Below are 13685 nucleotides of genomic sequence, written 5' to 3'. Positions count from 1 at the left end.
GAAGGGGCGTTAATCAGGTCATACCCAAGCGGCTATCTATATCTGCTTAGCCAAATTACACTTTTTCTAAACGGGCGTAAGCGATCACTAACCACTTACTGCCGACATCGAAAAAGTTAACCTGAATACGCGCTTGTGCACCGCTTCCTTCGTAATTAGTCACAGTACCTTCACCAAACTTAGGATGCATCACACGTTGGCCAATCTTAAAGCCTGAATCATTAAACGCATCATCTTGTTTGCTAAAGCGACTACTCACTGCAGGCGCTGAAACTTGAGTACGCATACGGATCTCTTGCACATACTGCTCTGGGATCTCTTTGACAAAACGCGATGGTCTAGCAAAGCTTTCACGCCCATAAATACGACGCGATTCAGCATAAGTGATATACAGCTTTTGCATCGCTCGGGTCATACCCACATAACAAAGGCGGCGCTCTTCATCGAGGCGATCACCTTCATCAATGGCCATTTGGCTTGGGAATAATCCTTCTTCGACGCCAGCCATAAATACCATTGGGAACTCAAGGCCCTTTGCAGAGTGCAGTGTCATTAGCTGCACCGCATCGGTAAACTCATCCGCCTGACCTTCGCCGGCTTCTAATGCTGCATGAGACAAGAAAGCATTCAGCTCGCCCATATCCTCAATTTCTTCTGGCATCACAAAGCTACGCGCAGCGGTCACTAACTCTTCTAAGTTCTCTACACGAGCGCGCGCCTTTTCGCTCTTCTCCGCTTCGTACATAGCCTTTAGACCTGACGTTTGGATCACATGATCTGTCATGCGGTGCAGAGATTGCTCATCAGTATCCATACGCATGGCAATAATCAAATCCATAAAGCCACGTACAGCGTTTGCAGCACGACCTGCGAGGACTTTCTCTTCGAGTAAGCGAACACTCGCTTCCCACAAAGTCATCTCTTGCTGACGCGCTGTGGTGCGAATGATGTCTAAGGTACGATCGCCAATACCACGGGTTGGTGTATTCACCACACGCTCAAAAGCCGCATCGTCATTCTTGTTATTGATTAGACGCAAATAACCCATTGCATCTTTAATCTCTTGGCGTTCGAAGAATCGTAGACCGCCATAGATGCGGTAAGCGATACCTTTATGTAATAATGCCTCTTCCAGAACACGTGACTGCGCGTTAGAGCGATATAAAATAGCGCAATCTTCTAACTTGCCACCTTCATCTTGCCAGTCAGTTATACGACCAACAATAAAGCGTGCTTCGTCCATCTCGTTAAAGGCACAGTAAAGCCCAATTGGCTCACCGTCTTTATCGTCAGTCCACAGCTTTTTCCCCATACGATCTGGGTTATTAGCAATCAACTCGTTCGAGGCATTTAGGATGTTACCGCTCGAGCGGTAGTTCTGCTCTAAACGAATGGTTTGCGCTGCGGGGAAGTCGGCTAAAAACTTATGTAAGTTCTCTACCTGTGCACCACGCCAGCCATAAATCGACTGATCGTCATCACCAACGATCATCACATTGGCCGTTGAGCCAGCAAGCACGCGGATCCACGCATATTGGATGGCGTTGGTATCTTGAAACTCGTCCACCAAGATATGTTTAAATCTGTCTTGATAATGATCGAGAATATGCGGTTTGTTAAGCCACAGTTCATGGGCTCGAAGTAAAATCTCAGCAAAATCTACTAGACCAGCGCGATCGCATGAATCTTGATAGATTTGATAAATTTTGAGTAAGTTTTGCTCAATAGGAAACCCGCCAGCATCAATATGTGATGGGCGTAAACCTAAGTCTTTCTTACCATTGATATAGCCTTGAGCTTGCCTTGGTGGATATTGTTTCTCATCCAAGTTAAGGCTTTTTAAAATGCGCTTGATTAGACGCAGCTGATCATCTGAGTCCAAAATTTGGAAACTTTCAGGCAGATTGGCATCTTTATAATGGGTGCGCAATAAGCGGTGTGCTAAGCCGTGGAAAGTCCCTATCCACATGCGGCTCATGTTGCCACCAGCGACTTTCTCAACACGCTCACGCATCTCTTTTGCCGCTTTATTGGTAAAGGTTACCGCTAAAATTGCATAAGGGCTTTGCTGCTCAACCTGCATTAACCACGCAATTCTGTGGGTTAACACGCGCGTTTTACCACTACCAGCCCCCGCCAACACTAGCATGCTAGATTGCGGTGCACCAACAGCTTCGCGCTGCTTATCATTTAGGCCGTCGAGTAAAGAAGATACGTCCATTATTGCCTCCAAAAAATCAGGCGGGCAGTATAACAGATGCAAAGAACGAGAGGGTAGAATAAGCCAAAGAGATAGCGCTAAGTGCGCCACCTCTTTACCGATACAACAAGCAGTAATTATGCTTTTTCAGCAGCAACCACTGAAATCTCAACTAACAGAGCCTCACGTGCCATTTTAGCTTCAACACAGGCACGAGCAGGTGCAAAACCTTGTGGTACCCATGCGTCCCAAACCGCATTCATTTCAGCAAAGTACTGCATGTTTTTAATATAAATAGTTGCCGACAAAATATGCTCTCTATCGCTACCAGCTTGCTCTAGCAAAGCATCAACTTTTTCAAGCATAGTGCGCGTTTGCTCAGTGATGTCTTGCTCGGCATCTTTTGCCACCTGACCACATAAGTAAATAGTGCCATTGTGTTTAACAATGCGGCTCATACGGGCGGCGGTTTCTATTCTTTCAATCGTCATATTTTGCTCTTACGCTTAGTTAATAATTTGGTCTAACAATCTCTTTCAGGCAAGAGTCTAACTAGCAGAATATATTTTTCCAGTAAAAATATACTTAATATTCATAAAGATATTTTGCATACCTTTGTATGATTTTTTATTTTGCTATTTAACTCCTATACTTAGCTTTCAAAGGTTATCAACGGAATTGATTTCTAGATATTTAAAGGACTAAACATGCTATTAAACTCGCGGCACTTAACTCCCAAAATACTCATCTCTCAAGCAAACATATCATCAGCATGTAGGCTTCGTCCGCTTTTACCTCGTCAATTTAATTTATTCGTTTCTGTTACAGATTAAGATGAGTTAAGGAGCCGAGAAATGAAACTAAACAGCAGAGCGCCACGCACATTTAGATACCTTTACCTAATAGCCGCAATACTCACCGTTGCGACAGCGGCTTTTTGGCTATTAATGCCAAATGCTATCACAGCCAATATCCAGATTATCATGGTGCTTTTCTTAATGAGCAACATCACTCTCTTTGGTTTTTTATGGCGTTACTCTCGCATACATGCTGCGCCGATACTGAATAATACACACGAAGAAAAACAGCATATATATCAACTTCAATCTGTTGCCGCAGTAGAAGCACAAGCAGAACCTGCAACAACACCTGTCGACGAAACGTTACTATCCGCTATTCTCGATTCTGCTGCCGTTGCCGTTTATGCCGTTGATAGCCAAGGTAAATGTATATACGCCAACCCACAGTGTGCTTATCTACTTGGTTATGACTCGCCAACACAATTAATCAATTCACATATGCGCCAGCTTACGGATAACAGTGCCGTATCAAGCGACATGAATGTGACGACACAAGATATCAAAGAGGATATTTTTTGGCGAGCTAACGGTAGTAGTTTTCCAGTAGAGTACAAATCACAACCTTTAGAACTGAAAGATAAATCTAAAGGTGCTGTCATATCGTTTTATGATAATAGCGAACGCTTAGAGGCCGAGGCACTAATTCGACATCAAGCTCATTATGATACTTTAACCGATCTACCTAATCGTTTTTTAGCGTTAAAACGCTTAGAACAACTGGTTGAATCTAGTGAAAGAAACGGCAACAAAATTGCTGTTATTTTTCTCGATTTAGATGACTTTAAGAAAATTAATGACTCTCTCGGTCATGAGGCTGGCGATCAGCTATTAATTACGGCATCAGAGCGATTGCTCGGGGCCACCCGCGCTGAAGATACTGTAGGCCGACTAGGAGGAGATGAATTTATTATCCTACTCGACTGGCTCTCAAGTGCTAATGACGCGCAGCCCCTTGCCGAAAACCTTATCGCCGGTTTTAGAAAACCATTTTATATTGATAATCGCCAGCTTATCCTCACCGCAAGTATTGGTATTGCGATTTATCCTAACGACGGTAAAAACCCATCAGAGCTGTTACGAAATGCCGACTCAGCCATGTATCACACCAAAAGCATTGGCCGTAATACTTACTCTTATTTTACCCATGCAATGAACAAAGAAGTCTCGCGCCGCTTAGCCATTGAAGAACAAATACATGGTGCCCTCGAACGCAATGAGCTTAGCGTACATTATCAAATTCAATTAGATATTCTTGATGGCAGTATCATGGGCGCAGAAGCACTATTACGCTGGAACAATCCGACCTTAGGCTCAGTGTCTCCAGCAGAGTTTATTCCAATTGCCGAGCAAACCGGTGTTATTGAGCCTATGGGTGAGTTTATTCTTAAACGTGCATTAGAAGCGGCAAAGACATGGCAAAATCAGTTTAACGATAACTTTAGAGTCGCAATTAATTTATCACCAAGGCAGTTTAGAAATCCTCACCTTGTGCAAGCGATTAAAGACCAAGTAGAACTAATGGGAATGAAGCCTGACGACTTAGAGCTCGAAATAACCGAAGGCGTTTTACTCAGTGGTCATGCTTATACATTAGAAGCATTGATGAAATTAAGTAAAGCTGGTTTTTGTATTTCTATGGATGACTTTGGGACAGGTTATTCATCACTAAGCTACCTAAGAACATATCCATTCAAGATTCTTAAAATTGACCGTAGCTTTATCAATGATATGAATAAAGATGAAAAGAGTCATGAACTTATCATTGCAACCATAGAGATGGCTCACGCACTAGGGATTCAAGTCATCGCAGAAGGCGTTGAAACGCAGGAGCAATTAGATGAGCTTAGCTTTATGATGTGTGATTATGCACAAGGCTTTTTAATCAGTAAGCCAGCCCCATTTGATGAATTACTGCAAATAGGCGAAAACTATAAAGAGCTGCATCAACAGATAGTAAAGCAAGCTAAGCCTAGCTCGAAAGGCTACGTGTCGCGAGAACGCAAAGTTCACGCTAAAATTTAGCGCTGCAGACTACACCTTTATAGTTTAAACAGTCTTGTACTCTTTGCTTTTGTACTGGGCTCAATTGTGACACGGGGGTATAGCTATACTCGCTATGCTCCTTACTCAGTTTAATGCGCGAAATATCATCTAGTTCACATAAAAAAATAAACGCCTGTGATTGATAAGCTTGGTGATAATAAACCCCTGTTAAATACTTAATATTTATCGAAACACCAAGCTCTTCTACACATTCGCGCTGCAAGGCCTCATGAATTGTTTCGCCAGGCTCCAATGCTCCACCTGGCAAGCCCCAGCGATAATCTCCATAAGTCGCTTTAACTAAAAATACCTTAGGTTCGACTTCACTGCGCTCAATAATTACAGCGTGACTACTCAGGCGGAACTTATCATCAAATGCCATTAGGTTTACCTCTCTTAAGCAACAAGCTTGATTTAAAATCGCTCTAGATAAAGTAAAAAATGCTAGTCCCAAAGGGGACTAGCATTTTTATTTATTCACCTAAACTAAGACAATTGCAACAGCCTACTTTGGTGTTTCTTCAAGGCCGATGCTATTCATCCAATGTTCAAAGTCCATCATGTTGCCTGGCAAAATAACTTTGCTTTGGCCACTGCTAACACCATCAAGCTGCTTAAGATATTGCGCACCTAATTGCATACGCACCACATTCTTACCGCCCGGAGCTGCAATCACAGATGCCATACGCTCAATCGACTCAGCAGTAGCTCGTGCAATCGTTAAGATCTCTTCGCCCTTACCTTCTGCTTCGTTAATACGGCGCTGCATTTCACCTTCTGAATGGTTAATGGTTTCCGCTTTTATACCTTCAGAGCGATTAATCTTACTTTGCTTATCACCTTCACTTTTAGCCAGCAATGCACGGCGCTCGCGCTCTGCATTCACCTGCATTTCCATAGCATTCTTAACCGTTTCAGGTGGGGTAATATTCTTAATCTCATAGCGGTGTACACGAATGCCCCACATCGCACCGGCTTGGTCTAATACTTCTACCACCTTAGCACTGATCACGTCACGTTCTTCAAATGTGCGATCTAAATCTAGCGTACCAATCACGCTTCGCGTCGTGGTTTGTGCCAGTTGAATCGCCGCGTAGCGGTAATCTGTTACGCCATAGCTCGCTTTAACCGGGTCAATGACTGAGATATAGATAACCCCGTCGACTTCCACATTCACTTCATCACATGAGAAACACTCTTGTGGTGGAACATCAATAGTTTCTTCTTTTAGATCGTGGATATAAGCCACTTTATCGACAAAAGGAACTAAAGCATGGAAGCCCGCATCCAATGTTGAGTGATATTTACCTAAGCGCTCGACAATGTAAGCTGATTTGGTCGGAACTAAGCGAATCGATTGAAACAACTTAATCACGAAAATAGCGAAAATTAGACCCCAAATGGCCATCACGATCATATCGGTATTAATGCCTGCAATCATTAGCGTGCTCCTTTCACTGAGTTAGCAGTTACTGCGCTAGTAACTTGCTCCATGCCTTCAAAAAAACCTTCTATTTTAGCTAGTTCCGCTGGAACAACTGAGACATCAGCCTCTTCCAATATCTTGCCAACTTGGGCAATAAACTGCTCTTTCAACTGCATATTCATTGCTTCATTGCCGCCCTCTTTCGCCAACGCCGCCGAGACTAGTTCCATACCTTCTGCCTTAGCACGAGCAATAATCGCAATCTCCTGCGCGGTACCTTTAGCTTCGTTAATTCGACGCTGCTTTTCACCTTCGGATAGGTTAATTGCTTCTTGACGCTCACCTTGCGACAAGTTAATCATTGCCGCTTTTTCAGCATTAGCTAAGGTAATTTCAGCACGCTTACTGCGTTCAGCTTCCATTTGCTTTTCTAAGGTATGGATCACTTTGCGCGACGGAGTAATATTTTTAATCTCATAACGCAGCACCTTGATCCCCCATGGGTCTGATGCCTTATCAATCTCTCGTACTATCGATTCATTCAGGCTATCTCGCTCTGAAAAGGTTTGGCTAAGACTGAGTTTACCGATTTCTGAACGCATAGTGGTTTGTGCAAGGTTTACGGCTGCGCGGCGGTAATCTTCAATACCGTAACTGGCAAGCTTACCGTCCATCACCTTAAGGTAAACTAAACCATCTACTTCTAGCTGGGTGTTATCTTTTGAAATACAACTCTGTGGCGGCACATCAAGTACTTGCTCACGGATCTCATGCTTGTATGCGACGCGGTCGAAAAATGGGATTAGAAAATGAAAACCTGGCTGCAATACGGTGCGGAATTTACCTAGGCGCTCAATCACATTGACCTCACGCATAGGCACAATCAGCAGTAATTTGTAGAGAATGAAAAAAATAAAAAGTACAAAAAGTGTAATTCCGAACATAAATAGATTCCTTCCTTATTAAATCAGTTACTTTTGTTCAGGGAAGCGTTCGCTATCAGCCAAAATTGGCTCAACCACTAACGCAATATTATCGCGGCAAATAATCCTCACTTGAGAGCCAGCAACAATTTCACTGCCATCTCCCAGCGCAGGCCATTCGCAGCCTTGAAACTCTATTCGCCCCAGCTCTTGTGCTGGTCCAATAGTTTGTTTAACAGTAGCGAGCTGATTATAAATATCGAGCTCTTCATCTGTATTGTCGACGTGGGCGTCACCGCCGACTAATTTTTGAGTCACCTGACGAAATGCCAGTAAAAGGACCATAGATGCGATAAACCAAAGCGTTAGACTTTGGACTATCCCTTCGACTAAACCTATAGTCAAAGCGCCAGCAACTACGAGGCAAGCAGCACCTAACAGAATCACAATACCTCCAGGTAAAATGATTTCAGCCAGCATAAGAATAATGCCGATGCATGCCCAAATTAGAATGGGATTTGAAAACTCCATATTTCCCCCTGAAATGAAAGAGTCAAGTAATGACTATATCAGTAGAGACTGTTTAACGCGACATATTATGTCAACATTAGTTGCGTTATCAGTGTAAGCAAAACTATCCAAAACAGCTTAACCGCAACCCTAGCACGACCTTAACCTAGAGTAAAAAAGTTAACCGCCAATAATACATAGTTTGCACTCGCAAATAATAAACACGACCATAAAAGTAACCAATACCAATTAAAATCAATTAATTGCATCAACAAGCAATTCTGAGCAGATAATGAAAATTTATAAAATCTTTGACATTGTTTTTATAACGCTTATATTCCCGCCATTGAAACGCCTGTTTAAGTTTTTGCTTGAACTTGCAATAGCTACCGACTCTTAAAAACAAAAGGTTTGACGATGAATAAGCAACTTCTTTGCCTAGCTTTACTGGTTAGTCCCCATGCAATGGCTGACAATATGGTTAATTGGTGGGACGCTAGCGTCACCGGACTTTATGGTGATAACTACGACCTAGCCCCTTCAGAAAACCAGACGACTGTAACCTTTGAAACGGCGGGCGACTGGAAGTACGGTGATTGGTTTGCTTTCCAAGATTTAACTTATTTTAATGGTGCAAACGGTGGCAAAAATAACACCACTTACGGTGAAATCTCTACTCGCTTAAGTGCCGGTAAAATTTTAGGTAAACCAGTAGGTTTTGGTCCAGTAACTGACCTATCATTAGCCTTGACGTTAGAAGAAGGTGAAGGCCCAGTCAAAACCTTTTTATACGGCGTGGGCACGGATATCAAAGTGCCTTACTTTAGCTACTTCCAGCTAAATACCTACCGCAGACATGCGTTAAGTAGCGACAACATCAGTGATGGCTGGCAATTAACACCATCATTTAGAATGGACTTCCCTGTAGGTAATTCTAATATCGTATTTGATGGTTTTATTGACTGGGTATTTGCTAGCGACGACTCTGCTTATGAAACTAACTTCCACTTTAATCCACAACTTAAGTATGACTTAGGTGCCGTGGTATTCGGTGAGCATAAAAAGAATAAGTTGTTTGTTGGTATCGAATACGATTACTGGAACAACAAGTATGGCGTTAATGGTATTGACCAAAACACTTACTCAGTGATAGCTAAATATCACTTCTAGAACATTTTTCAGCATTAAAAAAGGCGCTATAAGCGCCTTTTTTATCAATAGTTTTTTGACTTAAGCAAGTAGCTTTTTAGCTGCTGCAACTACAATTGATACCGCGCTTACCTCGGTCTTCTTCATTGTTGCTTCATCAGGGATCTCTTGCTGGGTGCGGTTTACAATTACGCCCGCAACACACGCTGCACGCCAACCTTGTGAGGCACACATGGTAAATAGCGTTGAAGATTCCATCTCGTAGTTAAGTACCCCAAGTTCCTGCCACTGCTCCATTGAGCCTTTGAACTGACGAGTCACACGTCCTGTCACTGTGTCGTAACGCTCTTGTCCTGGGTAGAAAGTATCTGACGATGCAGTAATACCAATATGTGGCTCTAAACCAGCATCACGACTTGCAGCAACCATGGCTGTAGTACACTCAAAGTTTGCTACTGCAGGGTACTCCATTGGCGCAAAGTGCAGGCTTGCGCCATCTAAACGCACAGAAGCTTGAGTCACAATCACATCACCCACGTTCACATGTGGCTGAATCGCACCAGTTGTACCCACACGTAAGAAAGTACGTACGCCTAATTGCGCAAGTTCTTCAACGGCAATAGAGGTAGATGGACCACCAATACCGGTAGAGCAAACAACCACTGGTTTGCCATCAATATAAGCCAAGTAACTGGTATATTCACGGTGACTTGCTAAAAACGTCGCGTTCTCCATTAGTTCTGCAATACGCTTAACACGCTCTGGATCGCCTGGCACGATCGCTAAGCTAGCACCATCTAACATCTCTTTAGTTAAGCCTAAATGAAATACATCAGACATCGTGAAAACCCCTTTCATTTTTGAATTTATAAATCGATTTATTCCGACTGTAACCTACAACCGACAGCAAAAAGGTTACACAGATCACACTTCGAACCGCTAGAGTAAATGAATTGTCGTAATATAGTTACCAAATCAATCAAAGTACCGAGCTAAAATATAGCAGTTACGCTTTATTGCGCCAGCCTGATAGCTAGGCTTCAGCTTAAATATAATTTTGCCGTCCCAATCAAACTGCATAACTACAAACTGAATATTAGCAATGACTTAGATTGCATAAAAATGATGAAACAACCCCAAATAGCCACGATAAGTGAGAAGGTTTACAGCCTAGTAAAAGCGTAAAGTTTTAACGTCCAGACACGGTAAATAAAGTTCTCAAAGCAATCGTTTAAAATTCGATCAACATCACATTTAGCAATGATAAATCGCGCTAGTTTAAAACTGAGTTAAACGATTAATCCGCAATAAAACCGCTAAAAGGACGCCTGCATGTTTCCAGAATACAGAGAACTTATCAGCCAACTAAAAACATCTGATGCACACTTTCAAAAGAAGTTTAATAAGCACAATGAACTCGATGAGGAGATAAAAAACCTGGAAAAAAGTAATGCGAGTGATTACACATCGGAAGTGCATGAATTAAAAGTAAAGAAGCTGCACTTAAAAGAAGAGATTTACGATATTCTTAAAGGCCATACGGCATAGTAACCACTTAGAATAAGAAGTGAAATCAATAAAAAAGGGCGCTTAGCGCCCTTTAAAAGTCTTATTTATGACTTCAACATCGCCAATAAATCTTCTGTTGTTTCAAAAAACAGAATATTGGTTACCTTGTTATTTTCCAACTCAATCAAGGTCGCTTGATCTTTCTGCGCTGGTAGTGGCAGAGTCTGTTCACCTTCACTATCTAGTGCCACTCTATAAGGGAACTTCTTAAACTGCGGCAATGCCACAAAGCGAGCAATGAGTGACGGCATACCACTAATATCTGCTACATAAATTAGCCCAGCGTCTTTCGTCAATGCAGGCTCGGCTTCTAACGCTTCTTGAATTAACGTACCACCGTCCATGCTACGACTAAACAATACACGGGTTGTACTAGCGTCCACTTGATAAACGGCTTCATGCTGATCTTGTAGTTTAATGTCTGTGATTTGATCGCCAACTTGATAGGTGTTAGCCAAAACGGACGTAGTAAACAGGCTACATAAAACAAAAATAAGTGCTTTCATAATTGACTCTTCAAATTAGAATTAGCAGAAAGAATAACCTATTATTTATTAAGCGACAGTAAACTTAACGGCAAAGCATGATCCCCTTCACGCAAAGCTCTTTAGTCTGTAATGAAATCAATTTATTCAGCCATACATATATAAATTATAAGTTACAAAATGTTGTGTTTTCAGTAAGCTAATCTCAAAGGCTTGTCATATAGGATGCAGAAATGGAAGAGCAAGGATTAGACCAAGAAATAGCCCAACTACAAAACGCCTACACGGCTATTACTGAGTTTTTAGTACAGTACAGCTTCAGTATTCTTGGTGCCGTGATTATCTTTTTGATTGGCCTATGGATTGCAGCCAAAGTCGCTAATTTAGTTACCCGTATTTTTGAAAAACACCAAATAGACATCACCCTCAGTAATTTCACCAGCAACTTCGTCCGTATCTTAATAATTGTCATGGTAGGCATTATCGCCTTAGGTAAATTAGGCATTAGTGTCACGCCTATGGTTGCCGCTATTGGTGCCGCCTCTTTAGGTGCTGGTTTAGCCCTACAAGGCATGTTAGCTAACTATGCGGCTGGTATTACCATTATTGTGACTAGGCCGTTTATTGTCGGTAATACCATCGAGGTTAAGGGGGTTGGTGGATTAGTAAAAGATATCCATTTAGGTATGACAGTACTGACTAATGAAGAAGGCGAAGAAATCAACATTCCCAACAAGCACATAGTTGGTGAGATCTTACACAATTCATTTGCCAACAAGCTGGTCGAAACCAAGTTTAATATCAGCTATCAGGCTAATACTGAAGAAGTCGTTGCCATGCTCGCTAAAGTGCTCGCCGATAGCCCTAGGGTATTTGAAGGCGATAAAGCCCAAGTGGGTATCAATGATTTTAATAGTATCGGTATTGAGATCGGTATTGAGATCGGTATTCGCTATTGGGTACCAACCGACAGCTACTTCCAAGATAAGTACCAAACTAATGCAGAACTATTTAAAGCATTAAAACAGGCGAATATTGAAATTCCTTGTCCGGTAAAACAGATCCATATCCAAGAGCACTAATACCAGACTGTATAAGCTCATCGATACTTAGCGGCTTCTATTAGCGCTAAGTATTCGTTTTATTCATCATCCAAATCACTTATATCAAAACCCTGTGACCTCGCGTTTTAGCGCATTTCAAGTCAAAAACAAGCAAAACCCATAAGTAAAACAAATAATCATTATTAAACTCACTCTATCGCTCTGATTTAGCGCTTACTGCAAAATGCCTCCATTGAAATCGAAGACAGATTAAAACTCAACGGAGATAACATGATGAACAAGACACTAATTGCATTAGCTTTAATGGGTACATGTACGGCAGCAAATGCAGCTGACATTGACAACACTTGGTACATAGGTGCTGGCGCTGGACAAAGCAACTATGAGTCAGTACACGCGGTTAGCCACCTAGGAGAAGATCGCGATTTTGCATGGAACGCCCTAGTCGGTTATCAATTAAACAAATACCTTGCCTTTGAAGCAGGCTGGCAAGATTTAGGTGCTACCGATGATACTCACATGTGGGGTGGTTTAGACGGTAGCCAAAAAATCGATGTTGATGGCTTTACTTTAGGCGCTGTTGGTACTTTGCCGTTATCTGAAAAATGGTTCTTAACCGGTGAGGCAGGTGCTTATCAGTACCACCTTGCACACCAGATGAACGCGAATAAGTACGTGAGTGCTACCGATACAGCGGCATACTTTGGTGCAGGTATTGGCTATAACATCACAGACTCTTTAGCAATTTCAGCCAAATACCGTCGCTTTGCTAACATTGATGAAACGGCATGGAACACGGCGAACATGGACGCTGAAACAGTTGGCTTACAACTGACTTACCGATTTGGTGTGAAGCCTGCGGCAACTGCTGTCGTATTGCCTGCAGTTATCGAAAAACAAACTAAGCCAATGCCTCGTCCAGAGCCGCAGCCTGAGCCTGTTTATGAGATCATCACTGAAACCAACAGCGTGGCTGTGTTCTTTGGTTTTGACTCATATGAACTAAGCAGCGACGCTAAAACTAAACTAGATCAAGTGATCACTCTTTCAAAGCAACAAGATGAAGATGTCATCCTGTTAAGTGGTCAGTCTGATAACCAAGGCAACAGCGAGTACAACCTTAAGCTTTCTGAAAAACGTGTACTACAGGTAGAAGCTTACTTAGAAAATCATGGTGTTGAAGTCAAGCATATCGATACTGAAGCAGTAGGTGATCAAAATGCACAAGCAAATACTCGTCAAGAGCGCGCACTTGAGCGCCGAGTAGTTGTGACTTTGACTAGCCAAGCACAAGTATTAGTGACTCAATAGAAATTAAGCGTATCACTACTGGTAGCCATCAGTATAAGGACCCGACCCCGCTAGGATGGCGAAAAGATACCTTAAAATAGAGCCAAGGATGGCTCAACCAATCTGCATAAACCTATTCAAGAAAATTTTTATCGTTTATAGTCAG

The 13685-nt window shown here is 42.3% G+C and carries 13 protein-coding genes; 5 read left to right on the top strand and 8 right to left on the bottom strand.

The features are described 5' to 3' along the window. Positions 1 to 55 precede the first annotated feature (55 nt). Together uvrD and L2748_RS04480 are read right to left on the bottom strand one after the other, a co-directional pair. A complete protein-coding gene (gene uvrD / locus L2748_RS04485) occupies positions 56 to 2221 on the bottom strand; it encodes a DNA helicase II (protein WP_220780504.1) in 2166 nt (721 codons plus the stop codon). A 116-nt stretch (positions 2222 to 2337) separates the two neighbouring features. Further along, complete coding sequence (locus tag L2748_RS04480) at positions 2338 to 2691, bottom strand: RidA family protein (protein ID WP_220780503.1); 354 nt, start codon at positions 2689 to 2691, stop codon at positions 2338 to 2340. A 363-nt stretch (positions 2692 to 3054) separates the two neighbouring features. On the opposite strand from L2748_RS04480, the gene L2748_RS04475 reads away from it, so the two are divergent. Next, the gene (locus L2748_RS04475) at positions 3055 to 5082 is read left to right on the top strand and encodes a putative bifunctional diguanylate cyclase/phosphodiesterase (protein ID WP_220780502.1); all 2028 of its coding nucleotides are present in this window, start codon (positions 3055 to 3057) and stop codon (positions 5080 to 5082) included. On the opposite strand, the gene L2748_RS04470 is transcribed toward L2748_RS04475, so the two are convergent. The 4 genes from L2748_RS04470 to L2748_RS04455 form a co-directional block, all read right to left on the bottom strand. Continuing rightward, on the bottom strand, positions 5072 to 5485 hold the full coding sequence (locus L2748_RS04470) for an NUDIX hydrolase (RefSeq protein WP_220780501.1): 414 nt from the start codon (positions 5483 to 5485) through the stop codon (positions 5072 to 5074). The genes L2748_RS04475 and L2748_RS04470 overlap by 11 nt on opposite strands. 123 nt (positions 5486 to 5608) lie before the next feature. Then, entirely contained in the window at positions 5609 to 6544 is a 936-nt protein-coding gene (locus L2748_RS04465; protein WP_220780500.1) for an SPFH domain-containing protein, read from the bottom strand. After that, the gene (locus L2748_RS04460; protein WP_220780499.1) at positions 6544 to 7473 is read right to left on the bottom strand and encodes an SPFH domain-containing protein; all 930 of its coding nucleotides are present in this window, start codon (positions 7471 to 7473) and stop codon (positions 6544 to 6546) included. The genes L2748_RS04465 and L2748_RS04460 overlap by 1 nt, the downstream gene beginning before the upstream one ends. Before the next feature lie 27 nt (positions 7474 to 7500). Next, the gene (locus tag L2748_RS04455) at positions 7501 to 7983 is read right to left on the bottom strand and encodes an NfeD family protein (protein ID WP_220780498.1); all 483 of its coding nucleotides are present in this window, start codon (positions 7981 to 7983) and stop codon (positions 7501 to 7503) included. Between the two features lie 396 nt (positions 7984 to 8379). Here L2748_RS04455 and L2748_RS04450 point away from each other — a divergent pair, with 396 nt between their 5' ends. Then, positions 8380 to 9132: an outer membrane protein OmpK gene (locus L2748_RS04450; protein ID WP_220780497.1), complete on the top strand. Its 753-nt coding sequence runs from the start codon at positions 8380 to 8382 to the stop codon at positions 9130 to 9132. A gap of 60 nt (positions 9133 to 9192) precedes the next feature. Here L2748_RS04450 and udp read toward each other — a convergent pair whose 3' ends face one another. Next, the gene (gene udp, locus L2748_RS04445) at positions 9193 to 9951 is read right to left on the bottom strand and encodes a uridine phosphorylase (RefSeq protein WP_220780496.1); all 759 of its coding nucleotides are present in this window, start codon (positions 9949 to 9951) and stop codon (positions 9193 to 9195) included. Positions 9952 to 10443: 492 nt separating this feature from the next. Here udp and L2748_RS04440 point away from each other — a divergent pair, with 492 nt between their 5' ends. Beyond that, positions 10444 to 10659 carry an HP1242/YdcH family protein gene (locus L2748_RS04440; protein ID WP_220780495.1) on the top strand — a complete coding sequence of 72 codons (216 nt, stop codon included), beginning with the start codon at positions 10444 to 10446 and terminating at the stop codon, positions 10657 to 10659. A 65-nt stretch (positions 10660 to 10724) separates the two neighbouring features. On the opposite strand, the gene L2748_RS04435 is transcribed toward L2748_RS04440, so the two are convergent. Then, positions 10725 to 11186: a hypothetical protein gene (locus tag L2748_RS04435; RefSeq protein WP_220780494.1), complete on the bottom strand. Its 462-nt coding sequence runs from the start codon at positions 11184 to 11186 to the stop codon at positions 10725 to 10727. Positions 11187 to 11398: 212 nt separating this feature from the next. Here L2748_RS04435 and L2748_RS04430 point away from each other — a divergent pair, with 212 nt between their 5' ends. After that, positions 11399 to 12247, top strand: coding sequence for a mechanosensitive ion channel family protein (locus tag L2748_RS04430; protein ID WP_220780493.1), 849 nt, complete (start codon positions 11399 to 11401; stop codon positions 12245 to 12247). A 252-nt stretch (positions 12248 to 12499) separates the two neighbouring features. Then, positions 12500 to 13540, top strand: coding sequence for an outer membrane beta-barrel protein (locus tag L2748_RS04425; RefSeq protein WP_220780492.1), 1041 nt, complete (start codon positions 12500 to 12502; stop codon positions 13538 to 13540). Positions 13541 to 13685: the final 145 nt, after the last annotated feature.

The organism is Shewanella sairae, assembly GCF_023283535.1.
GTDB lineage: Bacteria > Pseudomonadota > Gammaproteobacteria > Enterobacterales > Shewanellaceae > Shewanella > Shewanella sairae.
The sequence above is the reverse complement of the archived record's forward strand: the minus strand, read 5'-3'. Positions and strand labels throughout refer to the sequence as shown.